Source organism: Acinetobacter soli, from assembly GCF_018139125.1.
In the GTDB taxonomy this organism is placed as follows: Bacteria; Pseudomonadota; Gammaproteobacteria; order Pseudomonadales; family Moraxellaceae; genus Acinetobacter; species Acinetobacter soli.
Genome location: NZ_CP073241.1, coordinates 90,961 through 117,618, shown reverse-complemented (window position 1 = coordinate 117,618; position 26,658 = coordinate 90,961). Strand labels below are relative to the sequence as shown.

Here is a 26,658-nt window from a genome sequence, read left to right as displayed (position 1 = left end):
GTGAAAATGATGAAATAAAAAAGCCACTTAGACCATTGATATTTTGTTAAGAATATCGCTTTTATTTACATTTTGTAATATTTAATACCCAATTAATTGTGCAGTTCATCACATTTTATTCATTCTTTATCGGGATGCCTTTTTTATTTTTAGCACTCGGTCTATATTGATCACACCCTCATACCCTTAGAAATTGGATCGTCAGGACTTTTCATATGTCTACGCAAGCAAACAAGCAATCGGCGCTAAAAAAAATTACACGCGGGCTGACTGTAGGCAGTGTCATTACAGGAAGTACGTTTTTACATGGCCCACCCGTACTGGCGTTGGGCTTGACCAAACTGTTCAAAAAATCGCGGGTGGTGGATCAAACCAATATCCAGATCACTAACAGCTGGTTAAATGTTAATAACTGGTTGATCGACCATGTTTTGCCACATTTAGAATGGGATATCACTATCGATGAAGCCCTCGACTTAAGCATGCAAGGTCGTTATCTCATGACCTGTAATCATCAAAGCTGGGTCGATACCACGGTCAATCAGTATTTTGGACTGACACGTATGCCGTTGACGCGTTTTTTTACCAAATGGGAGCTTATTTTTATTCCCTTTGTGGGACAAGCCTTCAAGATTTTAGGCTTCCCAATGATGAAACGTCATACCAAAGAACAAATCCAGAAAAATCCCGAGCTCAAAACCCGTGATCTTGAAGAAGCACGTCAAGCCTGCGAACAATTGCTAAGCCAGCCGTTTACCTTATTGAACTATTTAGAGGGCACTCGCTTCACCCCAGAAAAACATGATCAGCAAGGCTCACCTTATCAGCATTTACTCAAACCTAAAGCGGGTGGACTGGCCTTGGCGCTGAATATTCTGGGCGATAAAATCGATGCTTTGGTCGACATGACGATTGTGTACCCAGACGGTATACCCGGTTACGGCGATTTCTGGCTAGGTGATGTATCCAAAATTGCGGTGAATTTACGCAAAATTGAACTGCCAGACTGGGTATTGGGCGGAGATTACGAAGATGACGAAGTCTATCGTAAACGTTTTCAAGACTGGGTAGATCAGCTCTGGACTGAAAAGGATCAGTTGATCACCGAAATGAAAGCCAAATACTCCAACAGCTCTACTTAAGATGTAACGCCACATGAAGCAAAAAAGTTCAGACATTAAAAATAAATACCAGCATCTAAAGCCCGGCAGTTTGTCCTTCAAGCTGTTTTTGCTTTACGATATTTTTATGGTGTTTATCATTGTGTTTAACCTTTTTTGCTTAGGCGCCAATTACTTTTTGATGAGCAGCATTGGCGAGTGGCTGTTTCAGCAAATTCACCTTGAAACATTATTAACATTTTACCGCGCCCAACTGCACCCTTGGGTGATTGTCAGCGAAGCGTGGTTCATTGGCTTTTTAATTGTGGAACTGCTGATTCGCTGGGCAATTGCAGTGGTGTACAAACATCATCAGCGCTGGTTTTTCTTTCCATTTATTCACTGGTACGAAATTTTAGCGATTTTGCCGCAATTACGTTTTTTACGTTTGTTTCGCGCGGGAATCATTGGCTATCGACTCTATGAAATGGGCTATCAAGTCATACCAGGCAGTTGGCTGAAACGCGGTCGTTTTTATTATCAAGTTGTGATGGAAGAACTCTCCGATCGAGTGGTCATCACGGTACTCGATGGTGTTAAGCAAGAGCTTGAAACCAGCTCGACCCATAAAAAGATTTTACATGATTTGATTGATCATCATCGGGCACTATTTGCGCAGACCTTTGCCGAAATTTTGCAAGACTCATTGGCAGAGGCTTTAAAAACCCAGCAACCGATCATGGCTGAGCGTGTGGGTAAAATTGTTAATCAGGCGATTGAAGATACACCCGAGCTAACCCAACTGCTTCGACTCATTCCGATTGTAGGCGGACGCATTGAATCGCAAATTCAGAGCATTGGTCAGCGTTTGGGCGAAAATATTACATCGGGGTTGATTGTTCCATTTGTTGAAGGCTCTGTAGCGCAGCCCAATGCCAATTATCAGTTAATATCGAAACGGCTTAGTGAAGTGAATATTGATAACCAAAAACTTGAACAACTGGTCGAATCAATTGTATTTGAAAGTCTGGAATCTATTCGTAAACAAGTTAAAGTGAAACATTGGCAGCAAGTACTTAAACAACACGATCAAGCCAAAGAATAAGCATATCGATAAAATATTTAGGCTAGTCCCTAGAGAATTCGGATAATTTGTTCTAGGATTTGATCTATTTACTCACCCAACTTCAGGGCCAGTGGCACGTCAGAAGTTCTCAAGGAATCATTATGGCTGATATACGGATTACAGGAAGAATGGTTAATTTTACCCGATTAACCTTCGATACCAATGATCATGATGTCATCCGGCAACAACTTACCGCAATTTTAAATGAAGATGCCTATCAAGGCACATTGGTTATTCTTGACAGTACGGTAGAACAAGAACTGATTGCACTGATTCAGTTGCTGATTAGTCTGGGCTTACAGCCAATGGCCGTGATAGATGGCCTATTGAGCGATGAGGCCAAATCGATTCAGTTTCCTGTGATGCCAGCCGACCAACCTCTGCAGCGGATCAAGGCCACGAAAGAAGAAGTTGTGGTTCAGTCAGCCAAAGTGACAGAGAAAAACGCTGAAACAAAAACACCAACAACGAAAACAGCGATTTCGCACAAAACATCTTACCATGACGAAATTTTGCGAACCGGACAATGTCTGGTACAAGATCATGGCGACATTATTTTAAATGCAGGAATGAACAGCGGTTCTGAAGTGATTGCTTCAGGCAACATTCACATCTATGGAAATGTGCGTGGCCGCATTATGGCGGGTGCAGGTGGAAACCCTGCTGCTCGCATCTTTTGTCATGCCCTTGAAGCCGAACTTGTTTCAATTGCAGGCACGTATTGTGTTGCAGAAGACATCCCTAAAGATGTATTAAAGAAATCTGTACATATATATTTAAACGATAAGCAAGAACTTGAATTTCGGGCTTTGGAATTTTAAGGTATAAATTAAGCACCAAATAGGCCCATAAGATCGGGCGTATGACCATAATAGGAGTGGATTCGGTGGCCAAAATTGTTGTCGTAACATCAGGCAAAGGTGGTGTAGGTAAAACTACAACAAGTGCATCTTTTGCAACAGGTTTAGCCCTACGTGGTCATAAAACTGTTGTGATTGATTTTGACGTAGGTTTACGTAATCTTGATTTGATCATGGGGTGTGAGCGTCGAGTTGTCTATGACTTTGTGAATGTCATCAACAATGAAGCACGTTTGCAACAAGCGCTGATTCGTGACAAAGATATTGAAAATCTTTATATTTTGCCAGCTTCACAAACACGTGACAAAGACGCCTTGACTGACGACGGAGTGGCTCGTGTTATTGAAGAATTATCACAAGAATTTGATTATATTATTTGTGACTCACCTGCGGGTATCGAGCGTGGCGCAATTTTAGCCATGTATCATGCAGATGAAGCGATTATTGTGACCAATCCAGAAATTTCATCGGTACGTGACTCTGATCGTATTATTGGAATGCTGGACAGCAAAACAAAAAAAGTCGAACAGAACGAAGGGCGTATTCGTAAGCACTTGTGTATCACACGTTTTAATCCAGAACGTGCAGATCGCCAAGAAATGCTGACGATTGATGATATCTCAAAGGATATCTTACGCATTCCAACCTTAGGAGTTATTCCTGAGTGCCCGGGTGTTTTACAAGCTTCAAACGAAGGTAAACCGGTCATCTTATATTCTGAAACCAAATCAGGCCAATCATATGATGACTTGGTTGCACGTTTTTTAGGTGAAGAACGCCCTTATCGACACATTACAGTACAACCAAAAAGCTGGTTGGCTCGACTATTTGGAGCATAACGATGGCAGGATTTTGGAGTAAACTGTTCGGAACTGACGAGAGATCATCAAGCGCACAAACTGCCAAAGATCGTTTGAAAGTAATTGTTGCCTCTGAACAGGGCTTGGGACGACGTTTGAGTCAAGACAAAATTGATCAAATGAAAAAAGAGATCATGCAAGTGGTCAGTCGTTATGTACGTGGTGTGGGTGAAGACCATATTCAAATGCAGGTACGTTCAGAAGCAAATATTGAAATGCTTGAAATGAATATCAATTTACCTGAAGAACGATAATTTCATTACTGATTGGTCAATCACCCAGAAATTAAGGCAAAATATGAGACTGGATCAGCAAAGCAACGCTTTGCCCAGTCGCAAGACGAGAAGCTGTGCTTCGAGTAGACTGGAGCAAGCATCTTTGCCCAGTCGCAAGACGAGAAGCTGTGCTTCGAGTAGACTGGAGCAAGCATCTTTGCCCAGTCGCAAGACGAGAAGCTGTGCTTCGAGTGGACTGGAGCGAGCATCTTTGCCCAGTCGCAAGACGAGAAGCTGTGCTTCGAGTAGACTTGAACAACGGTGCGTCTCGTTAAAAGATTCAAAATATCCTGTCTCAAATTTTGCTTTTAAAGTGTAAGAGGAGCGTGTTATGGCATTATCACAGCCAGCAACTTTCAATGAAGAATGGTCAGATGAACGTGTTTTTGCCTACCTTAACCAACTTCCTCCAGACGGTGTAAATGCCGATTTTCATGTGTTGTATCATGCATTTAAACACATGCGTCCAAACGACTATGAGCGTCTTTTGACTCAGTTTGTTGCCGATGGCCGTGATGTGAACGCGACCAATCCTGAAGGTCAGCGTATTCATGATGTGATTGCTGAATTTCCGCGTCAGCGCGAGCCTTTTTTAGAGGTACTGGCAAAGTTTGCATAAGTGCTAAAAAAACCTGCTTGATGCAGGTTTTTTTATGATGGTTTGGTTTAGACCAATATTTCTCGTTTACCGTTGGCGCCCATAGCACTTACGATACCATTTTCTTCCATCTGATCAATGATTCGAGCAGCTCGGTTGTAGCCCAAACTAAATTTGCGCTGTAAGGATGACGTCGATGCTTTACGAGTTTCCAAAACAAATGCCACACATTGATCATAGAGCATATCTCGATCAGATCCCCCTTCTCCACCATCTTCAAAACCACGTGCGCTTGGCTCTTCATCAAACGGTGTTAAAATTTCATCAACATAATTCGGGGCACCGCGTTCGCGCCATGCATCACAAATCCGATTCACTTCATCATCGCTAATAAAGGCACCATGTACACGCTCAGGCTCAATTTTTCCAGGTCCAAGAAATAGCATATCACCATGACCTAACAGATCTTCTGCACCACCCGCATCCAAAATCGTTCGTGAGTCAATTTTACTGTTAACCCGCAGTGCAACGCGTGTAGGAATATTGGCTTTGATTAATCCCGTAATAACGTCTACAGAAGGACGCTGAGTCGCCAATAGCAGATGAATGCCGGCAGCACGAGATTTTTGCGCCAGTCGGGTAATCATTTCTTCGGCTTTTTTACCTACTTGCATAATCATGTCGGCAAACTCATCCGCCACAATCACAATTGAAGGTAAAGGTTGTAAGCGTGGAGCACGTTCTTGGGTGGCCGAATCACTTGGCTTCCACGTTGGATCAATCAAATCTTCACCGTTAGCAATAGCTTCTTCAACCTTACGGTTATAGTCTGCCAGTTTACGGATCTTTAAAAATGACATCAGCTTGTAACGGCGTTCCATTTCATTGACACACCAGTTAAGTGCACTCACCGCGTCTTTCATGTCTGTGACCACTGGAGTAAGCAAGTGTGGAATATCGTTGTAATTGGCCAATTCAAGCTGTTTCGGGTCAATCAGAATGAGGCGAAGCTGATCTGGGGTATATTTGAGCAGCATTGATAAAATCATGGAGTTGACTGCGACCGACTTACCCGAACCAGTCGTTCCTGCTACCAGCATGTGCGGTGCTTTACCCAAATCGGTAATGACAGGATTACCTGAAATATCTTTACCCATAGCCATCGAGAGTAAGCCGGCAGGGTCTTTAAATGACGGTGTCTCAAGCAGCTCGATCAAGCGCACCATTTCACGCGCGCTGTTTGGTACTTCAATACCGATATAAGGCTTGCCGGGAATGACTTCAACCACACGTACCGATGCCATCGACATCGAGCGGGCCAAGTCACGTGAAATATTGGTAACTTTAGATGCTTTCACACCGGGCGCCAGATCAAGCTCAAATCGTGTAACCACCGGGCCAGGCTGAGCCTCGACCACTTTGGCCTTCACATTAAATTCTTGTAACTTGATTTCAAGCAGTTCAGATAAACGTTCGAGTTGCTCGACAGTGAAGTTGACCTTCTTATTCGGATCAACTTTATCAAGTAACTCAAAGCCCGGTAACGTTGGTAAATCACGACGCTTTTGTGCCACCTGCATTGCACGTGACATCGGCCTTCCCGAAGCATCTGTGAGTGGGGCGTCAAAATCAAACTCATCTTCTACCGGCTTACCTGCGGTTTCCTGCCAAGCTTCAATGAAGGCTTCTTTTGAAAGTGCTGCCTGCTCGCTTTCTGGCGTTACTGCTTTGGCAACAGGCGCTTGTTTGAGTGGCTCTGGTGCTCTGATTTCTTCTTCAGTCAAAAGATCAGACTGCTCTTCTGGTTCATACGCCGCATATCGATTTTGAGGCTGATGCGTTGTAGATGACGCTTTAAGCGTCTGCTCGACTTGTTCGATCAAATGATCAGTCTCTGAACGCGTAGTTGGCTGCGCTTGCGAGACAAACGGCGTGTGAATGTCAGACCCCGATTGATTCGGCATAGCGGCCAGTAATTCATCAAAAATCTGATCGTCATTCCAGTTCAGTTTATCTTTATTTAAAGGATTTGACTGATCATGAGCTGAGACTGAATCTGTGTGTGCACGCTGAGCTTGTGCATTTAATTGTCCATGTTCATCATCTGCGGCACGAAGTAATGCATCGATTTCCTGTTTGTGAGTCAGATCATCAGATTGCAGCGCTTTCCATACCTCTCCGGTCGGTACCAAACGCTTTGATTCACTTTCAAGCCGATGTGCCTTTTCAAGCGCTTTCTCAAATTCCTGATCATCTACAGGTAATGGATCTTGATATTGCTGCTGGGCACGCTGTTCTTTCGCAACGACATCTTGGAATAACCGCTCAACCGTCTCGTCATCTGCCACATACTGATGGGTACGTGCCGCTGGCGCAATACTTGGGTTTTCTTGCTCTGGTTGAACCGCTTGTTCTGGTAAAGCAGAAGCGCTTTTAGATGCAGCACTGACCGATTGTGGCGCTTTCTTGACTGATTGCTCCGTCAAATCATAGTCAGACTCATTCGGAGAGACGTTTTTATAAAATAGGTCTTGTAAATAAGCTGGTGTTGCTTTGAGTGTTGCCCATGTACGATTCCATTGAATACCAAATGCCAAGGTGAGCAATAGCACCCAAAATACCAGCAAGAACAGCGTTGCACCATAAATGGTCAGGATACCGGACAGACTTTCACCCAGCTCATAGCCAATAATGCCTCCTGAGGCATTGGCTAGCGTATCTGCTGGTACATTCCAGTACAGATAAAGCAATGTAGAGGTGGCTAAGATAATAAAAAACTGCGCTGCATAGCGAAACGGTCGGTTTAGAAAACTGCGTGGCCACCAGACTTGAATGGCTTCAATAAACAAAAACAATGGAATCAGTAAACTCGCCCAGCCTAAAAAGCCAAACAGCAAATCAGCAATCCATGCACCGGCAACGCCGCTGGCATTCGAGACATTTCGAGTGTCGCTTGAAATATGCATCCAGCCGGGATCGAATGGGGTATATGTCACAGTCGCGACAAACAGATAAATCCCGAACGAAACCAAAAATAATGTAATTAATAAACGCTGTGCATAAACGCTCGACACCGCAGTCATATACTGTCCTGTAAAACCAGTTTGAATGAATTCATTTGTTCTTTCGTTGGCTCAAAACCGGCAACGAATTAATTCACATATTATGCACCTGTTCTGTAAAAAATGATGCATGATTGTTGAAGCTTGTTGTTAACATCTTTCAATAAAATCGTATATAGCTCAATTCGATTTAGTTGATCAATATTATCCACATCAAAACGACGCCATTTGGCTCAACTTTCACGTATAATTTCAAAAATTTCGATATTAATAAGGAACTCGTCATGAGCGCTCGTCACTCTCGACTTATTATTCTTGGTTCTGGTCCTGCAGGTTATAGCGCTGCAGTTTATGCTGCACGTGCCAATTTGAAGCCAACGCTGATTGCAGGCTTACAACTTGGTGGACAGTTGACTACAACAACTGAGGTAGATAACTGGCCTGGCGATCCTGAAGGTTTAACCGGTCCGGTATTGATGGAGCGTATGCAGGCGCATGCAGAACGTTTCGGTACCGACATTGTCTATGACCATATCAATGAAGTTGATTTAAATACCCGTCCATTCGTTTTAAAAGGCGATATGGAAGAGTACACCTGTGATGCTTTAATTATTGCAACAGGCGCGACTGCACAATACCTCGGTCTAGAATCGGAAGCTGCATTTATGGGTCAGGGCGTAAGTGCCTGTGCAACCTGTGACGGTTTCTTCTACAAAGGTCAAAACGTGATGGTTGTAGGTGGTGGTAACACTGCTGTTGAAGAAGCACTCTACTTATCGAATATTGCAGCTCACGTCACACTGGTTCATCGTCGTAGTAGCCTTCGTTCAGAAAAGATCTTGCAAGATCATCTGTTTGAAAAAGAGAAAGAAGGCAAAATCAGCATTATCTGGAACCATCAAGTCGATGAAGTTTTGGGTGATAATACGGGCGTTACAGGCGTACGCTTGAAATCGACTCAAGACGAAAGCACACAAACTGTTGATGTACAAGGCTTATTCGTTGCAATTGGTCACAAGCCAAATACGGGCATGTTTGAAGGTCAGCTTGAGCTACGTGATGGCTATATTCAAGTCCAAAGCGGTACGCAAGGTAATGCAACTGCAACCTCAGTTCCGGGTGTTTTTGCGGCAGGTGACGTTGCAGATAACATTTACCGTCAAGCGATTACTTCGGCGGGTTCGGGCTGTATGGCTGCACTTGATGCAGACAAATACTTAGAAAACATCTAAGTCATACAGCAGTTCTCATCACATTAAAAGATCGGCTAAAATAAGGCCGATCTTTTTTATTCTCTCTCCCTTCATGATTTTACCTTCGATGTATGTGTTTCCCGATCCAGTTGAAGCCGACCCAGAGGGTCAAGGGTTGATTTGCATCGGGGCAGATTTAGAACCTTCAACACTTTTTGAAGCCTACACACATGGATTATTTCCTTGGTTTAATGAAGGTGATCCGATCTGTTGGTGGAGTCCCGATCCTCGTTGTGTCATCTATCCCGAGCAATATCGGCCAAGTAAAACACTTATTCGGAGTATGAAAAAATACGATTATCAAGTGACCATTAATCGTGCCTTTGAGCAAGTGGTTCGTGCTTGCGCCCTGCCCCGCAATTACACCAATGACACCTGGATTTCAGAAGATATCGTACAAGGCTACGTCGAACTGTTTAAAGCAGGCTACGGCTATAGCGTCGAAGTTTGGCAAGAAGATCAATTAGTAGGCGGATTATATGGTGTGAGTATTGGTAAAGGCTGCTTTGGAGAATCAATGTTTAGTACACGTACCGATGCCTCCAAAATGGCATTTTATACGCTCATGCTGATTGGGCAGGAACATCAAGTGCGCTGGATTGACTGTCAACTGGTCAATGACCATTTATTAAGCTTGGGTGCTTGTACACTTTCTCGTCAAGACTACTTAAAATCGTTACAAGATGTAATTATTGAGCCCCCTATCAATTGGAAAAAGTATTCAGAACGTGTATTTTCAAGTAAAAGAATTGCCCAAATTGCAAAACTAACCGAATGATAACAATGAGGGGACATACACGATGAAATCTTACCACCCAAAGTCCCTTCTTAATGACTTACAGTACTATATTACCCCGCCCCACGACTGTAGCTATCTAGACAACAAATCTGCGCGCATGGTGTTTCTCGATCCAATCCACCGGATTGACGTGGTGACGCTTTCTGAACTTTCACGCGTTGGTTTTCGTCGTAGCGGCGACTTTGTGTATCGTCCAGAATGCCATTTGTGCAGACAGTGCCTGTCTTGCCGCGTACCGGTCGACGAATTTGAAATGAACAGCATGCAGAAGAAAGCCTGGAAACGAAATCAGGATCTGCGCATGTCGATTGTGCCCACACATGCCGCCACAAATGTGCATTATGCCTTGTATGAGCGTTACATTAATGAACGCCATGCCGATGGCGATATGTTTCCACCAAGTCTAGATCAGTTTGAAAAGTTTCTGGTGCATAGTTGTACCGAAAGCTTCTTTTTAGAATTATGGAAAGATGATCGCTTGGTCTGCGTTTCAACATGTGATTTGATGGACGACGGATTATCTGCGGTTTATACCTTTTTTGATCCAGCCGAGCAGCGCCGATCTTTGGGTGTGTTTGCAATTCTTAAACAGCTCGAATATGTGCAATCGTTACAGCTCGATTATTTATATTTAGGTTACTGGGTGCCACATTCACAAAAGATGAATTACAAATCTCAGTATATTCCCCTCGAATTACTTTTAGACGGCCAATGGCGCCGCCTGAATCGCGCACTGTCGCAAGAAGAAATTGATCAACTGGGTGAGTCATTGATGACCATTTTACCTTCTGAATGGAACAGCTTACTGATTAAATAAGCACTGCTTACTTAAATAAATCGGCAAAATTATCACTGCATGCTTTCACCATAATGATGGCATGCTCACGTCCACCTTCTGGTCTTGGGTAATAATTGCGTCGTAAATCAATTTGGTGAAATCCAGATTTTTCATATAAATGAATCGCTGCTGCATTACTTTCGCGGACTTCTAGAAAAATTTGCACAGGTTGATTACTTAAAAGATTGATCGACGCATCGAGTAAGTCAAAGCCAAGCCCTCTGCCCTGTTGCCGAGGATCAATTGCCATCAATAACAAATTGGCTTCATCAAGAACAGGCTGCAAAATACAAAAGCCCGCCAATTTATTCTGTATTTCAATCACGGTACTTTGATATGAATCCACCGCTTCATAAAATTGCTGTGCTGACCATGGATGAGTTTGAACCAAGCGCTCAATCGCCACGATAGCTTCAACATCGTCATGTTGCATTTTACGAATCACGGGAGTTTGCATAATAAAGATTTAGATGAAGAGACTCGGGGCACAATCTTAACCAACAACTCGGCATAAAAAAAGGGCAATTGCTTGCCCACGGAGTTAACTTTAAATCTTATAAACCCAGTTTGGCTTTCCATGTTGCCAACAGGTTATTGGTATCTAAATCATTCGGATGAAACCCAGGCTTAAAGTACGCCAACATTTCATCTAACATGCCAGTAATAATACCTTTAGATGGGCTATAGGCATACGTATAAATTGTGCCAAGCTCTTTCAGATTTAATTTACCATCTTCTTGTAAAAGCTTAGCAACAAAATATGACTGAGTAATAAAAATAGCCAGCATAGAGACTACCAATGCCGTATTTCTAAGCGAATAAGCTTTTAAATCCCGACCAAAGATTCCCTCAAACACATCATAGGCTACGGCTTTATGCTCATTCTCTTCAATTGCATGCCAGTACCACATGGTCGACATCGTATCATCAGTCATAAGCGCTTGAATATGTGGGTTTCGTAATAATTGTGAGGCAATGGTCGCAGTAAAATGCTCAAGTGCTGTAGTAGCGGTTAAATCAACCATTTCTTGTGTCATACCAAACGGTTTGACCAGTTTTGCAAAAATTTTACGGCCGGTCTGAATGACTTTTCCTGTTCTTTGCTCAAGGCTTGCCACATCGTGACCATATTTTTGTGCCGAGGCATTAAAGCCAACATGCTCTTGAGTATGCATGGCTTCTTGACCGATAAAGGCACTGATTTCTTTTTGCAATGCATCGTTGTCTTTGATTGCAGGATGGTAGCGTACTGCACGAACCGAATCGATAAAAAACTTCTCACCATCCGGAAATAAAGCAGATAAAGCAGTCATAAAATGGGTCAGACCTGCAGAACCATTCATCCAATATTCGGGTACATCGTTGAAGTCAAAGTTCATACGACGAACTGGAAAACTTGCACCTGCACGGTTGGTAATATTCACTTTAGCGTTCATGCCAACGACTCCTCAAGGGTAAAAGACCCCTGCGTTCTTATTTAATTTCTTGATTAAGATCATACTTCTTTCATAAAAACGTGTAAGTGCAGTTTAGGACACAGAAATGTCAGTTAAGGACATGAGGAGAAAAAGACGTGATGAGTGAAACGGATTTTTCGACGCAAGAGAAAAAGATGTAATAGATAAAACGGATTTATTTAAATCTCGATGAATTGATGACATAAAAAAAGCGCCCCAGAGGAGCGCTTTTTTCACTGAATAGTGATTATGCAGTTACTTTCGCAACAACACCAGCACCTACAGTACGACCACCTTCACGGATCGCAAAACGTAGACCTGGGTCCATTGCGATTGGGTGGATCAATTCTACTGACATTTCAACGTTGTCGCCTGGCATTACCATTTCAACGCCGTCTTGTAATTGGATTGCACCAGTTACGTCAGTTGTACGGAAATAGAACTGTGGACGGTAACCGTTAAGGAACGGAGTATGACGACCACCTTCTTCTTTAGAAAGTACGTATACTTCTGCGTCGAATTTAGTGTGCGGCTTGATTGTACCTGGTTTAGCAAGTACTTGACCACGTTGTACGTCTTCACGCTTAGTACCACGAAGAAGAACACCACAGTTCTCGCCCGCACGGCCTTCGTCTAGAAGTTTACGGAACATTTCAACGCCAGTTACTGTCGTAGTTTGTGTATCACGGATACCTACGATTTCAACTGATTCGCCTACTTTCACGATACCAGCTTCTACACGGCCAGTTACTACTGTACCACGACCAGAAATTGAGAATACGTCTTCGATTGGCATCAAGAATGCTTTGTCGATTGCACGCTCTGGCTCTGGGATGTAAGAGTCTAGTGCTTCTACAAGCGCAAGAACTGAAGGCTCGCCGTACTGACCTGCGTCACCGTTAAGCGCTGCAAGTGCAGAACCACGGATCACTGGAGTGTCGTCGCCAGGGAAGTCGTAAGTAGATAGAAGTTCACGAACTTCCATTTCTACAAGCTCAAGAAGCTCTTCGTCGTCTACAAGGTCGCATTTGTTCAAGAATACAACGATGTAAGGTACACCTACCTGACGTGAAAGAAGGATGTGTTCACGAGTTTGTGGCATAGGACCGTCAGTCGCTGCACACACAAGAATCGCGCCGTCCATCTGAGCAGCACCAGTAATCATGTTTTTAACGTAGTCGGCGTGGCCCGGGCAGTCAACGTGCGCGTAGTGACGAATTGGAGAATCGTATTCTACGTGTGAAGTATTAATGGTAATACCACGTGCTTTTTCTTCTGGAGCCGAGTCGATTTGCGAGTAATCTTTCGCTTCACCACCGTAAGTTTTCGCACAGATAGTTGCGATCGCAGCAGTAAGAGTTGTTTTACCATGGTCAACGTGACCAATTGTGCCCACGTTTACGTGTGGCTTATTACGTTCAAACTTAGCCTTAGCCATGAGTTTTTCCTTTATAAACTGCTCATGAGGGTCACTCATGAGCGCTTGGTTTTTTAACTAAAAATTAGTTTGGGCTTATAGTAATCGAAAGATTACTCGTCGTCACCTTTTTTACCGCCAGATTGGAATTTCGAAATGATGCCTTCTGCCACGTTGCGTGGAGTTTCAGCATATTTAGCAAATTCCATAGAGTAAGTCGCACGACCTTGAGACATAGAACGCATTTGAGTCGCGTAACCAAACATCTCTGCTAGTGGAACTTCTGCTTTAATTGCTTTTGTTCCGCCAGGAAGATCGTCCATACCCTGAACCATACCACGACGACGGTTTAAGTCACCCATGATATCGCCCATGTAGTCTTCTGGAGTTTCAACTTCAACTTTCATGATTGGTTCAAGAAGGATAGGATCTGCTTTCATGAAACCATCACGGAATGCATAAGAACCTGCCATTTTGAACGACAATTCATCAGAGTCGACGTCGTGGTAAGAACCGTCAAATAGAACCGCTTTAACGCCTACAACTGGGTAACCAGCCAAGACACCGTTCTTCATGCGCTCTTGAATACCTTTGTCAACTGCACCGAAGAATTCTTTAGGTACTACACCACCTACAACTTCTTCAGCGAATTCGTATTCTTTACCAGCTTCTTCAACATCAAGCGGCTCAAGACGGACATAGACGTGACCGAATTTACCTTTACCACCTGTTTGACGAACGAATTTACCTTCTTGCTCAACAACTTTCTTGATTGTTTCGCGGTATGCAACCATTGGCTTACCAATGTTTGCTTCAACACCGAATTCACGCTTCATACGGTCAACGATGATGTCAAGGTGAAGCTCACCCATACCCGCAATGATCGTTTGACCAGATTCTTCATCTGTACGAACGCGGAATGATGGATCTTCTTTCGCCAAACGACCTAAAGCAATTGACATTTTTTCTTGGTCAGCTTTAGTTTTTGGTTCAACTGCCAACGAAATTACTGGCTCTGGGAATTCCATACGCTCAAGTGTAATAATGTTTTTCTCATCACACAGTGTATCACCTGTGGTAACGTCTTTAAGACCTACACACGCTGCGATATCACCCGCACGAATTTCGTCAAGATCCTGACGTTCGTTTGCGTGCATCTGTACAATACGACCGATACGCTCACGCTTCGATTTAACCGGGTTGTATACTGGATCGCCTTGTTTAAGAACGCCTGAGTAAACACGGATAAACGTCAAGTTACCTACGAATTTGTCGTTCATGATTTTGAACGCAAGTGCAGAGAACGGTGCTTCGTCAGATGCTTCACGAGTTGCTTTAGTTTCAGCTTTGTCGTCTAGAACACCTTCGATTGCCTTAACTTCTGTAGGAGAAGGTAGGAATTCGATAACTGCGTCCAACATACGTTGAACACCTTTGTTCTTAAACGCAGAACCACAAAGCATCACTTGAATTTCAGATGCCAATGTACGTGCACGTAGACCTGCGATGATGTCTTCTTTAGAAAGATCACCTTCTTCTAGGTACTTGTCCATTAACTCTTCAGACGCTTCAGCCGCAGCTTCAACCATGTTGGTACGCCATTCGTTAGCAGTATCAACGAGGTCAGCAGGGATTTCGCCGTATTCAAACTTCATACCTTGAGAAGCTTCGTCCCAGATGATCGCTTTCATTTCGATCAAATCAACAACACCAGCGAATGTATCTTCTGCACCGATTGGCACAACGATTGGCACTGGGTTACCGCCGAGGCGAGTTTTCATTTGTTCAACAACACGGAAGAAGTTTGCACCTGTACGGTCCATCTTGTTCACGAATGCTAAACGAGGTACTTGGTACTTGTTCGCTTGACGCCAAACAGTTTCAGACTGAGGCTGAACACCACCAACTGCACAGTAAACCATGCACGCACCGTCAAGAACACGCATAGAACGTTCAACTTCGATTGTGAAGTCTACGTGTCCCGGGGTGTCAATTACGTTGATACGGTGTTGGTCAAACTGGCTGCCCATACCAGACCAGAAACAAGTTGTTGCAGCAGAAGTAATGGTAATACCACGTTCTTGCTCTTGTTCCATCCAGTCCATTGTTGCTGCACCGTCGTGTACTTCACCAATTTTGTGAGATACACCTGTGTAGAACAAAATACGTTCAGTCGTTGTAGTTTTACCTGCGTCGATGTGCGCAGAAATACCGATGTTACGGTAGCGAGAAATCGGGGTTTGACGAGCCATGATGACTTACATTCCTAAATATATTGTTTAAAACAGGACGCACCAACATGAAATTGATGCGCTCGAACACTCAAGGTGGGCAACTTAAATACCCGCAAATCCCCCACTTGGGTAAAGTGCGATGTTAAATCGAGATGCAGTACGCATGAGTATTCTCCTGATGAGGGACTGTTTTATCCGCTTAGAAACGGTAATGAGAGAAGGCTTTGTTCGCTTCAGCCATACGGTGCACGTCTTCACGTTTTTTGATCGCAGCACCTTTGCCTTCAGCTGCATCAAGCAACTCGCCAGCAAGACGTAAAGCCATAGTTTTTTCAGAACGCTTAGCAGCAGCATCTACTAACCAACGCATAGCCAAGGCAGTACGACGGGATGGGCGTACTTCCATTGGTACTTGATAAGTAGCACCACCAACACGGCGTGCTTTTACTTCGACCATAGGACGAACTTTTTCAAGCGTCGCTTCAAAAAATTCTACTGGGTCTACTTTATTTTTTTCTTGAACGCGTTCTAAAGCACCGTAAACGATACCTTCAGCAACAGACTTTTTACCGTCTTGCATAACGTGGTTCATGAATTTAGCGATTGTTTGGCTGCTGAATTTAGGATCTGGAAGGATCTCACGAGCAGCGACTACGCGACGTCTTGGCATTTTAAAACTACCTATAAATATGACACTTCAGGATGATCCAGCAGATTGTGCAAGTGTCATGCACGCTACGCTGGCCTTACTATACGTCGCTTGAATTTCAAACATTAAAGAATTCAAACAAGCGAAACGCTAAAGGATTTCGGCTTTATCGAACTAAGAATTACTTCTTAGGACGTTTAGTACCGTATTTAGAACGAGACTGGTTACGATCTTTCACACCAGCACAGTCTAAAGAACCACGAACGGTATGGTAACGTACACCTGGTAAGTCTTTAACACGACCACCACGGATAAGAACAACACTGTGCTCTTGTAGGTTATGGCCTTCACCACCGATGTAGCTAGATACTTCAAAACCAGAAGTTAAGCGAACACGGCAAACCTTACGCATTGCTGAGTTAGGTTTTTTAGGTGTAGTAGTATAAACACGTGTACAAACACCACGACGTTGTGGACAAGCCTTCAACGCAGGAACTTTGGATTTTTCAATCAAAGTTGTGCGACCCTTACGGATCAACTGATTTGTTGTTGCCATATGGCAATTCTCCCGTTAATTGAAAACCTCAAAAAGAAAACACCTCTTTTTGAGGGCATGCAATTGTAAGCCAAGATGTAAAAATGGTCAACATCGGCAGCGTTAGCAAATGTTGACCATCTCTTGACTTGCGCACGTTTTCAGACAGCAGAAAATAAACGCTTTTGTTGACGGTTTAATGACATTAAGGCGTTTTCGGTTTCGGTGTTCTTTTACGTTTAGGTTTTGCAGGTGCTGCTTGTGTCTCATCAAACGCAGCAACCTCAGTACCTTCTTCAACTTCCGTTGTTTTTAATGCGGGTTGTTGTGGCTCACTCTCTTCATGAGGCTCAACATAGTGATCGGCAAGATGTTCAATTTTTTGCTGTACTGCATCGTCAATTTCAGCTTCAGTCTGAGCAGCTTTTGGAGCTTTTCGAGTGACTTTAACTTTGGCCACCACTGGATTTTCGACAGATACTTGTTCAGTCTCAGCAGCTATCTTGGTTTCTTCCGTATTTTGTTGTGCAGCTTGAGGTTCTTTAAGGGGTACTGCTTTAAATAATGACGCCTCAGCATGATATGCCTGTAAAGGGGTTAATTGCTCATCGGGATGTTCAAGCAGGTAATGACGAGCTCCACCAAAAATGGCTTGTGCTTTATTACCTGCATCTTCAATCAGTTTCCAGCTATATATTCCACCTAGCGCAGCACCGGCGACAGGCGTTAATTTCCCGATAGCAGAAAAGCGAGATACCCCATTCAACCAGCTAAATTTTGGTTCGCCTGTCTCATCTACAAACCATTTTTTAATGGCTTCAGCATCATTACTTGAGCCTAAAAGTTGCTGAAACTGACTAATATCATGTGTTTGTAACATCGACTTCAAGGTTTTGAGCGCAAGCAACAAGGTTTGCTTTTCTGCGATCAGACTCAAATCAATTTCTTTAAAAACAAACTCGACGATATCTTGCTGAGTAGAATCACTTAAATTAAACCCGTGCGCATGCCCCGTTTGATAGATAGTGCGTAGCGCCAGAAGCAGTGACAATGGAACATCAAGGGCCGCTCCAGCAACACCAGTTGCGCCACTGAATGCTCCTTGTGCGATTGCAATCAGTTTATTTTGCTCAATAAAGGCATGACTCAATCGTTGCGAGCGATCTGGATTGGTGGTCAGATCTTCAATGCGCTTAACCCCAGCCTCTTCAAGTACACGTTCTAGCGAACTGGTTTGCGCCGTAAAGTCATTAAGGCGGTCAAAAAGATAGTCGGCAATCTTGTCTTGGAAATCTGGCGATAGAAAATTTGCAACACTATAGACTCGGCCGTAATGTCGACCTAAAAGCTGATGTGATACTTTCGGCAAGTGCTGACGCAACATCTGCTGAGGATTATCATACTTTTCAATTTCAAACGCGCCCTTGATTTGTGATTTTCCTTCTACGGTACGTGACTGATCCATATTGGAATTCATCTTGGAAATTGTGCCGGGAGCAACATGATTTAAGACATCCAAACCCGAAGAGCTGAGCTTTTTAGCCACTCCAAAGGCTGTCGACAACAGGCTCTGGCTTTGATTATTATTAGAATTGGTCATCAAGTACCTCTATATTCTGTTTCTTTCATTTAATGCTAAATACTAGGTGGAGTACGGATTTATCTCAACTTTAATCTGTTTCTTTTAGTTAATTGCTGTACACCACGATGCCTGATGCTGAAACATAGCACAGTTAGGAATACATATAAGATTTGCCATAAGAATTAAAAAATCATTCTGTTATTATGAATGCAATTTTAAACAATCAGCTATTGCGCCTGACGGTTGCACCCGATTGGTCAAATTTTTTGGCGCACTGAAACAAACTCAAGACTATCACCATATAAGGGATACTTAAATGAAACGTGTTGTAATTACTGGTATGGGTATTAACTCATGTATTGGTAACACTCTAGAAGATGTCACTCATTCACTCCAAAATGGAATCTCAGGCACACGTTTTAACCCAACTTATGCAGAACTCAACTTTAAAAGCCATGTGAGTGCAGCTGCAGAACAAGATTTTGACAATATTGATCGTAAACTCAAACGCTTTATGGGTGTTTGTGCAATGTATGCCTATAACTCAGCAGTTGCTGCGGTTGAGCATGCAGGTTTGACTGCTGCGGACCTTGAAGGCAATCCACGCTACGGTATCGTAGGTGGCAGTGGTGGCGGTTCAACTGCATCTGTTGTTGAAATGCAGGAATTACTTGAAACTAAAGGCGCACGTAAAGTGGGACCTTTCTTTGTACCACGTAACATGACCAACACCATTACCGCGAACGTTGGTGTTGCATTCAAACTTCAAGGCGTATCTCACTCAATTGCCAGCGCATGTGCAACATCTGCAGATGCAATTGGTTATGCGTATAACCTCATCCAATTAGGTAAACAAGACCTGATTCTTGCAGGTGGCGGTGAAGAAGATCACTGGTCTCAAAGCTTGTTGTTTGATGCGATGGGCGCGCTTTGCTCAAAGTACAACGACACACCTGAAACTGCTTCTCGTCCATACTCGGCTGACCGTGATGGTTTCGTGATTGCTGGTGGCGGCGGTTTCTTGGTACTTGAATCACTTGAACACGCTCAAGCACGCGGTGCTAACATTTTAGCTGAAGTTGTTGCTTATGCTGCGAACGCAGACGGTGCAGATATGGTTGCTCCAAGCGGTGAAGGTGCAACACGCTGTATCTTGATGGCACTTGATGAAGCCAAGCAACACGGTGTTGAATCGATTGACTATGTCAATACACATGGCACATCAACTCCTGCTGGTGATATTACAGAGCTTAAAGCAATGGAACGTGCCTTCGGTGAAGGTAAAGTTCCTGCATTCAGCTCAACCAAATCTATGACTGGTCATAGCTTGGGTGCAGCAGGTGTTCACGAAGCGATCTACTCAGTCCTAATGCTTCAAAATGAGTTCATTGCACCAAACATCAACGTGACTGAACTCGACGAAGGCGCAAAAGGCTTCGACATCGTACTTGAAAAGCGTGATACCAAGCTTAACTCGGTAATGAGCAACAGCTTCGGTTTTGGCGGTGTGAATGCTTGCTTAATTTTCAAAAAATGGAATTAATGCCATTTTTGCAAAGCCGATTGGCCTTCTTTAAGTAACATATATGTATATAAAAAGCGGAACAATGGTTCCGCTTTTTTGTTGAGCCTACTCACAATACGACTACATTAAAATTCAATCATCACGCTTGCTGAACGATATCTCAACGTCGACATAAGTAAAAGGCAGGTTGCCATTACCCTCTTGAAAAATTCAATCCAACATTGAATACTGTCCATATTCGCTGGGTGCAAACCTGATGATTTCATTTTGTTTTGTTACGTCAAATCATCAGCTTTCCACCATTGTCTTAATTTAAGGAATTGTAATGGATGCTCCATCAGACGCATTTTTATGGGTCAAAGCATTACACATTATTGCGGTAGTGTGTTGGTTCGCTGCCTTATTTTACCTACCTCGACTTTATGTTTATCATGCCATGAGTGAAGATGAGATTAGTCATCGTCGCTTTGAAATTATGGAACGTAAGCTGTATCGCGGTATCATGTGGCCCTCCATGATTGCAACGCTGATCACGGCTCACTTTTTAGTAGATTGGGGCGATGCCACTCGGCATTATCATGAAGCGCTTTGGTTTTATATTAAAGTGGGGTTAGTGGGACTGCTGGTTATTTATCATTTTGTGTGCGGGTATTATCGTAAAAAATTGATTGGAAATGCGCATTACAAATCACACAAATTCTGGCGTTATTTTAATGAAATGCCGACACTGATTTTATTTGCTGTCGTTATACTGGTGGTGGTTAAACCGCAGTTTTAATTAGCAAAAATTATAATAAAGCCTCAGTCAATCTGAGGCTTTTTAATGACCCATTTATCCCGAATCTTTAGGTTTAATGGCGACGAATAATATTTTTCGATTAACCAGCTCAAAATAAAAGTCGCAGTAAAAAAAACAATAAGTAGCATGATTTTTTGATCTGGCAAGGTTGTTTTTGGAATATACATCACCTTGATTAACCCCAAAACAATCAAGTGAAACAGATACATCTCATAGCTGCGCTGCCCGATCCAAACCAATATTTTAGAAAAAAAGGTTAAGTTTTTAGCTTGTTGCGGTTGGATAGAGCAAAATATTAATACTGCACTTAATAGCGCAAATACACTTATACTCCATGTACTCACCTCTTTGATCGGCGCATAACCATATAAAGCAATCATCAGAGCAATCACAATAAAAATGACAGGCTGAATATTCCTAAATCGAATTGATATTTTTTGTGCCAGCAGCGCAGTAAGACACCCGATTGCAATCCCATCAAAACTTGAGAAATAATGATACAAATATGCACCGCTTTCTTCGCCCGCATGCAAAAAGCGAAAGTATGGGGCATAGACAATGATCAATATAAGAAATAAAACAAAAAATTTAAATTTACTTCTGCCCAGTATCAAACATAAAAGCGGAAAAGCCAGATAAAAAACTTCCTCAACCGAAAGCGACCACAGCACTCCTAGAGCATAATTGACCCAACCATATTCGATAATTAAAAGATTCATCCAAAAGGTCAATGCAGCAAAAACAGTAAGGTGATAAGAAACCTCTATACCAATGGGTGCCTGATTCAGAAAAGGTTGCAATCCGAAACTTCCCAATAGTGTAACCATAGATATCAGCAGAACTAAACAAGGAACAATACGAGCAATACGCCGCAGATAAAAATTCCGAATATTGATTTTGGATAAATGGCCTTCTCGACTCAAAGTATGCTGACTAATAAGAAAACCTGAAATGACAAAAAATAGTGTGACGCCATAATTACCGTTTCGAGCAACTAAAGCACTTAAGGGCTCACCCAAAACTGAAATACCCAGCCAAGTATCTTGTAATTTATAAGGAATATTAAAATGATGAAGTAGCACCAACAAGATAGCTACTCCTCTTAATATATCAATCCGATAACTTCTCATTTTTTCTCATTCTTATTGTATTAAAACCTATTAAAAATTTAGCAAATACCACTGATTCTTAATCAGTTTTTAGTAAAGCTAGATATTTAAAAATAAAATCAAACATTTTTAAACTCAATATATGTTACTTAGACCTTACATCCTCATGCTTGATCAGTATATTTAAAAGTTGATCAAAACGTTGAATACGATATTTTGGCCTTGCCAAATCTAGTTCTTGTGCAGAGCCATAACCGTACTCCACCGCAATGGTCTCAATTCCATTACGACGCGCACCTAAAATATCGTACTCGCGATCTCCAACCATGACACATTCGGCAGCATCAAGCTGCTCTTGCTGCAAAATATAGGCAATCAGGTCACCTTTATTGGTACGCTCACCTGTTAACTCGCTTCCATAAGGATGCGTGAAATAGCCAAGCAGTCTGAAATGCTCCAATATGCGTACTGCATAAACGTATGGTTTTGCAGTGGCCAAATATAGTCGATAGCCTTCCTCTTTAAGCGCTGCTAGCGTTTGAGCCACATGTGGATAAAGCTCATTTTCAAATAACCCCACCACTGAAAATCGCTCACGATAACCCTGTAAAGCCTGCTCTGCTCGTTCATGCTCTGGCTCAACATTTAAAATTTTTGCCAATGATGCCTTAAGTGGTGGACCAATGATCCAGTCAATATTTTCACTTTCAGGCAACACACAACCTACTTTATTTAGCCCAAAACGTGCTGATGTCGTGATTCCGACTTTTGGATCAGTTAACGTGCCATCAAGGTCGATCAAAATATTTTTAATGCTGCTCACAATTCATACTCAAACAATGTCAGATGAAAAAATAGGGTCGAGAGTTTTTTTAAACTTGCCTATACTACCTCAAATTCAATATTTTAAGGATGATCGTCGTGCGTCCAACCGTTCTTTGTTTTTCTGGTCTTGATCCTTCTGGCGGCGCTGGATTACAGGCCGATATTGAAGCCATTGGTCAAAGTGGCGCACATGCAGCAATCGCCTGTACAGCACTCACCATTCAAAATTCGCAGCAAGTCTTTGGTTTTGAAGCAACATCGAAAGAATTACTCCTTGCACAAGCAAGTGCCGTTGTGGGTGATTTACCCATTCGATGTGTAAAATCGGGTATGCTCGGTACCACTGAAAATATTGCAGCATTGGCTGAGTTTTTACGTGCGCATCCTAACTATCAGTATGTACTTGACCCAGTACTGGTGGCCAACAGCGGCGGCTCGCTAGGCGATCAAGCCACATTGGTGAAAGCCTTTGTTGAACTCATTCCACTGGCAACCATCATTACACCGAATACTGTCGAACTGCGTGCCCTGACGGGATTAGACAACATTGAAGACGCCACACAAAAACTATTTGATTTAGGTGCGCAGGCGATTTTGGTGAAAGGCGGCCATGAAGCAACACCAGATCATATTCGCAATCAGCTCTTTGTAAAAGGTGAACTGATTGCAGAAAGTACCTGCCCTCGCCTAGAAGGTGAATATCACGGATCAGGATGTTCATTGGCCAGTTTTATAGCAGGACGTCTGGCTTTGGGTGATGAGCTTAAAATCGCGGTTCAACACGCGGAAGTGTGGTTATTTGGTGTGCTTAAAAATGCTGAAACTCCCGTTCCAAATGGGCAAAAGATTCCAAAGCGGTTTTAAGTATTATAATGTGCACTGTAGATGGAGCTTAAAATTACGTTACAAGCATAGCAAGCTATAGCCATAATGCAAAAAGGGCGCAATTTAATTGCGCCCTTTTACTTAGTTACCTATCACACCTTAAGCAGGAATACGCAGTACCTGCCCTGGAAAAATATCGTCTGCGTCTTTAAGTAATGGTCGATTCGCTTCAAAAATTTTATTGTAGTGATTTGGATCACCATAATATTGTTTTGAGATTTTAGATAAATTATCGCCCGATTTAACTGTATAAAATTGGCTTTCTGGTTCTGGCACTTCGACTGTCATTTGATCATCCACTTTCGCCACATGATCGATATTTCCCACAGCCAGTACAATTTTTTCTTTGTCGGCCTGACTTTTCACCTTACCCTGAATCGTGGCCAGATCGGTAGTACTGTTATAGTTGATCACCAACCCTTGCACACCCAAACCAAGTTGCTGTACATGCGCCAGTAACTGATTAGCAATTTGCTGGGCTGTGGGTTCCTGAGGTGTAGCGGCTGGTGTTGATGCTTGTTCGACGTGTGCCTGATTCTTTTTTCCAATTCCTTTAACAAAATCAAAAAGGCCCATCATTTTCTCCTGTTGTTTTTTTCATTAAGCAAATAAACGCCTTTCTAGTAAAACTGAAAATCACTCTGATTTAAGTGGTGATTCCCTTACATCAAGTAATAAAATGTAAATTGCATCACATATCTTAAATCACACACATAAAAAAACCACCTTGCGGTGGCTTTTATCAACATCAATTAATTAACCAAGTTTTTTGGTTACATAATCAATTGCTGATTGAACAGTTGTGATTTCGTTTGAATCTTCATCAGGAATCGTGATGTCGAAGTCATTTTCGAAAGACATAACAAGTTCAACTAGATCTAGAGAGTCAGCGCCCAAATCATCCATGAAAGATGCTTCGTTTTTGATCTCTTCTGCTTTCATACCAAGTTGTTCAGCAACTGCTTGCTTAACACGTTGTTCGATATCGCTCACAGGAATTCTCCTCATTGCTTGTGGCGTTTTAAATGCCGTTAGTGTAATTGAATATTGGATTTTTTGAAAGTTAATACATCAGCACTTAGGCCATGTATAAACCACCATTTACGTGTAATACCGTGCCAGTAATGTAACTTGCCTTATCGGAAGCCAAATAACTTACTGCATTTGCGATATCTTGTGGTTCACCAAGACGACCCAAAGCGACTTGATCACTCATCTTCTTGCGCAAATCTTCACTCAGCGCATCAGTCATTTCAGTCGCAATAAAGCCAGGTGCGATACTGTTCACCGTAATCTGGCGGCTACCCATCTCTTTTGCAAGGCTGCGGCTAAACGCTTCAATACCGGCTTTAGCGGCTGAATAGTTGGCTTGGCCTGGGTTTGCAAAATGTGCAACCACCGAACTGATATTGATAATACGGCCAAAGCGAGCTTTAGTCATACCCTTCAATACACGCTTAGAAAGACGATAAACCGCTTTCAGATGAATATTTAGAATGTCGTCCCAGTCATCTTCGCTCATACGCAGCAAGAGATTGTCACGCGTAATACCCGCATTGTTGACCAAGACCAAAACTGGACCATAATTTTGTTCGATGTTTGAAACAACTGCTTCAATTTCATCCAAATTACGTACGTCTAGGGTGAGGCCTGTACCTTGCTCCCCAAAACTTTCAGATAATTTTTCAGCCCCAGATTCGCTGGTTGCTGTACCAACGACAAAGAAACCGTCTTGAATAAGTTGCTGGGCAATCGCTGCACCAATGCCACGGCTCGCGCCTGTTACCAATGCAACTTTACGTTGTTGTGTCATGCAATTTTTCCTTCAGCCACTAAAACTGCATTTAGGGCATCTTCCATGCGACTATTCGTATCGATCGCAAATGCTTTTTCAATATTTGGTAAACGTTTCGCCAGATTGCTTAATACTGTACCCGGGCCACACTCAACAATGTACTGGATGCCTTGATCCTGTAAATATTGCATGGTGCGTGTCCATTGCACAGATTGATACAACTGCGCAGTTAACGCTTGGCGTAATTGAGTCACGTCAGAGGCAATTCCTGCGTTTACATTTTGTATTACAGGTAGGCTTGGTAGCTCAATGGCAGTTTGTTCCAATGCTTCAGCAAATTTTTCTGCCGCAGGCTTCATTAATGAACAATGCGAAGGTACTGAAACAGGCAGTGCAATCGCTTTACCCGACTGCTCTTTTGCAAGCGTCATGACTTGATTGACCAATGCTGCCGAACCTGCAATCACTACCTGACCTTGAGCATTGTAGTTTGCTGCCTCGACAGAGCCTTCACCTGCTGCTGTCACTTGCTTACAAAGCTCAATAACTTGATCGTCTGCCAAGCCCAAAATTGCCGCCATAGCGCCCACACCCTGAGGGACTGCGCTTTGCATCAATTTACCACGCAGATTGACCAATTTGGCCGCATCGCCGAGCGACAACGCACCCGCAGCCGCCAACGCACTGTATTCGCCAAGTGAATGGCCTGCAAGGTATTTAGGGGCCAAACCGCCTAAATCCAGCCAGACACGCCATAACGCAATACTTGCCGTTAATAGTACCGGCTGAGTGTTTTCGGTTTGATCAAGCCCTTCGCCACTTTGTGCGATATGCCACAAATCAAAACCGACTGCGTCAGAAGCCTCCGCAAAGGTTTCTTTCACACCACTAAACTGCTCTGCAAGTTCAGCGAGCATGCCGACTTTTTGCGAACCTTGACCAGGAAATACAAATGCAGTTTTCGTTGCTTGAGCGACTTGATCGAGTCGTTTAGCAGACATATAAAAATCCTTTATTTCGTCTTTGCTTAATTTCTAAGGCGGAAATTTATCATTATTCTATAGATTTTATAATT

26 protein-coding genes are annotated in these 26,658 nt (G+C 42.9%); 12 read left to right on the top strand and 14 right to left on the bottom strand.

Translation table 11 applies throughout. From position 1 onward, the window contains the following. The first annotated feature begins 215 nt into the window (after nt 1-215). The 6 genes from KCV09_RS00575 to KCV09_RS00550 all read left to right on the top strand — a co-directional run bounded on the left by KCV09_RS00575 (nt 216) and on the right by KCV09_RS00550 (nt 4,840). Complete coding sequence (locus KCV09_RS00575) at nt 216-1,142, top strand: acyltransferase (protein ID WP_025096197.1); 927 nt, start codon at nt 216-218, stop codon at nt 1,140-1,142. A gap of 13 nt (nt 1,143-1,155) precedes the next feature. Further along, nucleotides 1,156-2,205, top strand: a complete 1,050-nt coding sequence (locus KCV09_RS00570) for a preprotein translocase subunit SecA (RefSeq protein ID WP_212515378.1) — start codon at nt 1,156-1,158, stop codon at nt 2,203-2,205. Nucleotides 2,206-2,327: 122 nt separating this feature from the next. Continuing rightward, nucleotides 2,328-3,047 carry a septum site-determining protein MinC gene (gene minC, locus KCV09_RS00565; protein WP_004945850.1) on the top strand — a complete coding sequence of 240 codons (720 nt, stop codon included), beginning with the start codon at nt 2,328-2,330 and terminating at the stop codon, nt 3,045-3,047. A 65-nt stretch (nt 3,048-3,112) separates the two neighbouring features. Continuing rightward, nucleotides 3,113-3,925 carry a septum site-determining protein MinD gene (gene minD, locus KCV09_RS00560; RefSeq protein ID WP_004935432.1) on the top strand — a complete coding sequence of 271 codons (813 nt, stop codon included), beginning with the start codon at nt 3,113-3,115 and terminating at the stop codon, nt 3,923-3,925. A 2-nt stretch (nt 3,926-3,927) separates the two neighbouring features. Next, nucleotides 3,928-4,200: a cell division topological specificity factor MinE gene (gene minE, locus KCV09_RS00555; protein WP_151815658.1), complete on the top strand. Its 273-nt coding sequence runs from the start codon at nt 3,928-3,930 to the stop codon at nt 4,198-4,200. Between the two features lie 352 nt (nt 4,201-4,552). Further along, nucleotides 4,553-4,840, top strand: coding sequence for a PA4642 family protein (locus KCV09_RS00550; protein WP_004935429.1), 288 nt, complete (start codon nt 4,553-4,555; stop codon nt 4,838-4,840). 47 nt (nt 4,841-4,887) lie between these two features. Here KCV09_RS00550 and KCV09_RS00545 read toward each other — a convergent pair whose 3' ends face one another. Next, a complete protein-coding gene (locus KCV09_RS00545) occupies nt 4,888-7,902 on the bottom strand; it encodes a DNA translocase FtsK (protein ID WP_212515377.1) in 3,015 nt (1,004 codons plus the stop codon). Nucleotides 7,903-8,165: 263 nt separating this feature from the next. On the opposite strand from KCV09_RS00545, the gene trxB reads away from it, so the two are divergent. The 3 genes from trxB (at nt 8,166) to KCV09_RS00530 (ending at nt 10,750) form a co-directional block, all read left to right on the top strand. Further along, a complete protein-coding gene (trxB, locus tag KCV09_RS00540) occupies nt 8,166-9,113 on the top strand; it encodes a thioredoxin-disulfide reductase (protein WP_004935423.1) in 948 nt (315 codons plus the stop codon). Nucleotides 9,114-9,186: 73 nt separating this feature from the next. Beyond that, nucleotides 9,187-9,912 (top strand): leucyl/phenylalanyl-tRNA--protein transferase, encoded by a 726-nt coding sequence (gene aat / locus KCV09_RS00535; RefSeq protein WP_004935421.1) that lies wholly within the window; start codon nt 9,187-9,189, stop codon nt 9,910-9,912. Between the two features lie 22 nt (nt 9,913-9,934). Continuing rightward, entirely contained in the window at nt 9,935-10,750 is an 816-nt protein-coding gene (locus KCV09_RS00530) for an arginyltransferase (protein WP_004935419.1), read from the top strand. Between the two features lie 7 nt (nt 10,751-10,757). Here the strand turns inward: KCV09_RS00530 and rimI are convergent, their stop codons facing one another. The 7 genes from rimI to KCV09_RS00495 all read right to left on the bottom strand — a co-directional run bounded on the left by rimI (nt 10,758) and on the right by KCV09_RS00495 (nt 18,663). Further along, nucleotides 10,758-11,216: a ribosomal protein S18-alanine N-acetyltransferase gene (rimI, locus tag KCV09_RS00525; RefSeq protein ID WP_212515738.1), complete on the bottom strand. Its 459-nt coding sequence runs from the start codon at nt 11,214-11,216 to the stop codon at nt 10,758-10,760. Between the two features lie 109 nt (nt 11,217-11,325). Beyond that, nucleotides 11,326-12,207 carry a metal-dependent hydrolase gene (locus tag KCV09_RS00520; protein ID WP_004935416.1) on the bottom strand — a complete coding sequence of 294 codons (882 nt, stop codon included), beginning with the start codon at nt 12,205-12,207 and terminating at the stop codon, nt 11,326-11,328. Nucleotides 12,208-12,475: 268 nt separating this feature from the next. Then, nucleotides 12,476-13,666, bottom strand: coding sequence for an elongation factor Tu (gene tuf, locus KCV09_RS00515; RefSeq protein WP_004932358.1), 1,191 nt, complete (start codon nt 13,664-13,666; stop codon nt 12,476-12,478). A 92-nt stretch (nt 13,667-13,758) separates the two neighbouring features. Continuing rightward, complete coding sequence (gene fusA, locus KCV09_RS00510) at nt 13,759-15,897, bottom strand: elongation factor G (protein ID WP_004935414.1); 2,139 nt, start codon at nt 15,895-15,897, stop codon at nt 13,759-13,761. A 181-nt stretch (nt 15,898-16,078) separates the two neighbouring features. After that, complete coding sequence (gene rpsG, locus KCV09_RS00505) at nt 16,079-16,549, bottom strand: 30S ribosomal protein S7 (protein WP_004750610.1); 471 nt, start codon at nt 16,547-16,549, stop codon at nt 16,079-16,081. A gap of 160 nt (nt 16,550-16,709) precedes the next feature. Further along, nucleotides 16,710-17,084 (bottom strand): 30S ribosomal protein S12, encoded by a 375-nt coding sequence (rpsL, locus tag KCV09_RS00500; RefSeq protein ID WP_004648013.1) that lies wholly within the window; start codon nt 17,082-17,084, stop codon nt 16,710-16,712. Between the two features lie 184 nt (nt 17,085-17,268). Then, entirely contained in the window at nt 17,269-18,663 is a 1,395-nt protein-coding gene (locus KCV09_RS00495; RefSeq protein ID WP_151815740.1) for an EcsC family protein, read from the bottom strand. A gap of 298 nt (nt 18,664-18,961) precedes the next feature. On the opposite strand from KCV09_RS00495, the gene KCV09_RS00490 reads away from it, so the two are divergent. Further along, nucleotides 18,962-20,188 (top strand): beta-ketoacyl synthase N-terminal-like domain-containing protein, encoded by a 1,227-nt coding sequence (locus KCV09_RS00490; protein WP_004935411.1) that lies wholly within the window; start codon nt 18,962-18,964, stop codon nt 20,186-20,188. 307 nt (nt 20,189-20,495) lie between these two features. After that, nucleotides 20,496-20,948, top strand: a complete 453-nt coding sequence (gene hemJ, locus KCV09_RS00485) for a protoporphyrinogen oxidase HemJ (protein ID WP_004935408.1) — start codon at nt 20,496-20,498, stop codon at nt 20,946-20,948. A 23-nt stretch (nt 20,949-20,971) separates the two neighbouring features. Here hemJ and KCV09_RS00480 read toward each other — a convergent pair whose 3' ends face one another. Continuing rightward, nucleotides 20,972-22,099, bottom strand: coding sequence for an acyltransferase family protein (locus KCV09_RS00480; protein ID WP_212515376.1), 1,128 nt, complete (start codon nt 22,097-22,099; stop codon nt 20,972-20,974). Between the two features lie 124 nt (nt 22,100-22,223). Then, a complete protein-coding gene (locus tag KCV09_RS00475) occupies nt 22,224-22,901 on the bottom strand; it encodes an HAD-IA family hydrolase (protein ID WP_212515375.1) in 678 nt (225 codons plus the stop codon). A 98-nt stretch (nt 22,902-22,999) separates the two neighbouring features. Between KCV09_RS00475 and KCV09_RS00470 the strand changes: the two genes are divergently transcribed. After that, nucleotides 23,000-23,767: a hydroxymethylpyrimidine/phosphomethylpyrimidine kinase gene (locus KCV09_RS00470; protein WP_212515374.1), complete on the top strand. Its 768-nt coding sequence runs from the start codon at nt 23,000-23,002 to the stop codon at nt 23,765-23,767. A gap of 120 nt (nt 23,768-23,887) precedes the next feature. On the opposite strand, the gene lysM is transcribed toward KCV09_RS00470, so the two are convergent. The 4 genes from lysM to fabD form a co-directional block, all read right to left on the bottom strand. Further along, the gene (gene lysM, locus KCV09_RS00465; protein WP_004945821.1) at nt 23,888-24,364 is read right to left on the bottom strand and encodes a peptidoglycan-binding protein LysM; all 477 of its coding nucleotides are present in this window, start codon (nt 24,362-24,364) and stop codon (nt 23,888-23,890) included. Nucleotides 24,365-24,544: 180 nt separating this feature from the next. Beyond that, a complete protein-coding gene (gene acpP / locus KCV09_RS00460; RefSeq protein WP_004935385.1) occupies nt 24,545-24,781 on the bottom strand; it encodes an acyl carrier protein in 237 nt (78 codons plus the stop codon). An 85-nt stretch (nt 24,782-24,866) separates the two neighbouring features. Beyond that, nucleotides 24,867-25,601 (bottom strand): 3-oxoacyl-ACP reductase FabG, encoded by a 735-nt coding sequence (gene fabG, locus KCV09_RS00455; protein WP_048766228.1) that lies wholly within the window; start codon nt 25,599-25,601, stop codon nt 24,867-24,869. Beyond that, nucleotides 25,598-26,584, bottom strand: coding sequence for an ACP S-malonyltransferase (fabD, locus tag KCV09_RS00450; protein WP_212515373.1), 987 nt, complete (start codon nt 26,582-26,584; stop codon nt 25,598-25,600). The genes fabG and fabD overlap by 4 nt, the downstream gene beginning before the upstream one ends. Between the last annotated feature and the right edge of the window lie 74 nt (nt 26,585-26,658).

Bases quoted from the DNA above. Each gene is read 5' to 3' on its own strand.
- KCV09_RS00575 (WP_025096197.1), top strand. From the start codon at position 216: ATGTCTACGCAAGCAAACAAGCAATCGGCGCTAAAAAAAATTACACGC.
- KCV09_RS00570 (WP_212515378.1), top strand. From the start codon at position 1,156: ATGAAGCAAAAAAGTTCAGACATTAAAAATAAATACCAGCATCTAAAG.
- minC (WP_004945850.1), top strand. From the start codon at position 2,328: ATGGCTGATATACGGATTACAGGAAGAATGGTTAATTTTACCCGATTA.
- minE (WP_151815658.1), top strand. From the start codon at position 3,928: ATGGCAGGATTTTGGAGTAAACTGTTCGGAACTGACGAGAGATCATCA.
- KCV09_RS00550 (WP_004935429.1), top strand. From the start codon at position 4,553: ATGGCATTATCACAGCCAGCAACTTTCAATGAAGAATGGTCAGATGAA.
- KCV09_RS00545 (WP_212515377.1), bottom strand. From the start codon at position 7,902: ATGACTGCGGTGTCGAGCGTTTATGCACAGCGTTTATTAATTACATTA.
- trxB (WP_004935423.1), top strand. From the start codon at position 8,166: ATGAGCGCTCGTCACTCTCGACTTATTATTCTTGGTTCTGGTCCTGCA.
- aat (WP_004935421.1), top strand. From the start codon at position 9,187: ATGATTTTACCTTCGATGTATGTGTTTCCCGATCCAGTTGAAGCCGAC.
- KCV09_RS00530 (WP_004935419.1), top strand. From the start codon at position 9,935: ATGAAATCTTACCACCCAAAGTCCCTTCTTAATGACTTACAGTACTAT.
- KCV09_RS00520 (WP_004935416.1), bottom strand. From the start codon at position 12,207: ATGAACGCTAAAGTGAATATTACCAACCGTGCAGGTGCAAGTTTTCCA.
- tuf (WP_004932358.1), bottom strand. From the start codon at position 13,666: ATGGCTAAGGCTAAGTTTGAACGTAATAAGCCACACGTAAACGTGGGC.
- fusA (WP_004935414.1), bottom strand. From the start codon at position 15,897: ATGGCTCGTCAAACCCCGATTTCTCGCTACCGTAACATCGGTATTTCT.
- rpsG (WP_004750610.1), bottom strand. From the start codon at position 16,549: ATGCCAAGACGTCGCGTAGTCGCTGCTCGTGAGATCCTTCCAGATCCT.
- rpsL (WP_004648013.1), bottom strand. From the start codon at position 17,084: ATGGCAACAACAAATCAGTTGATCCGTAAGGGTCGCACAACTTTGATT.
- KCV09_RS00495 (WP_151815740.1), bottom strand. From the start codon at position 18,663: ATGACCAATTCTAATAATAATCAAAGCCAGAGCCTGTTGTCGACAGCC.
- KCV09_RS00490 (WP_004935411.1), top strand. From the start codon at position 18,962: ATGAAACGTGTTGTAATTACTGGTATGGGTATTAACTCATGTATTGGT.
- hemJ (WP_004935408.1), top strand. From the start codon at position 20,496: ATGGATGCTCCATCAGACGCATTTTTATGGGTCAAAGCATTACACATT.
- KCV09_RS00480 (WP_212515376.1), bottom strand. From the start codon at position 22,099: ATGAGAAGTTATCGGATTGATATATTAAGAGGAGTAGCTATCTTGTTG.
- lysM (WP_004945821.1), bottom strand. From the start codon at position 24,364: ATGGGCCTTTTTGATTTTGTTAAAGGAATTGGAAAAAAGAATCAGGCA.
- fabG (WP_048766228.1), bottom strand. From the start codon at position 25,601: ATGACACAACAACGTAAAGTTGCATTGGTAACAGGCGCGAGCCGTGGC.
- fabD (WP_212515373.1), bottom strand. From the start codon at position 26,584: ATGTCTGCTAAACGACTCGATCAAGTCGCTCAAGCAACGAAAACTGCA.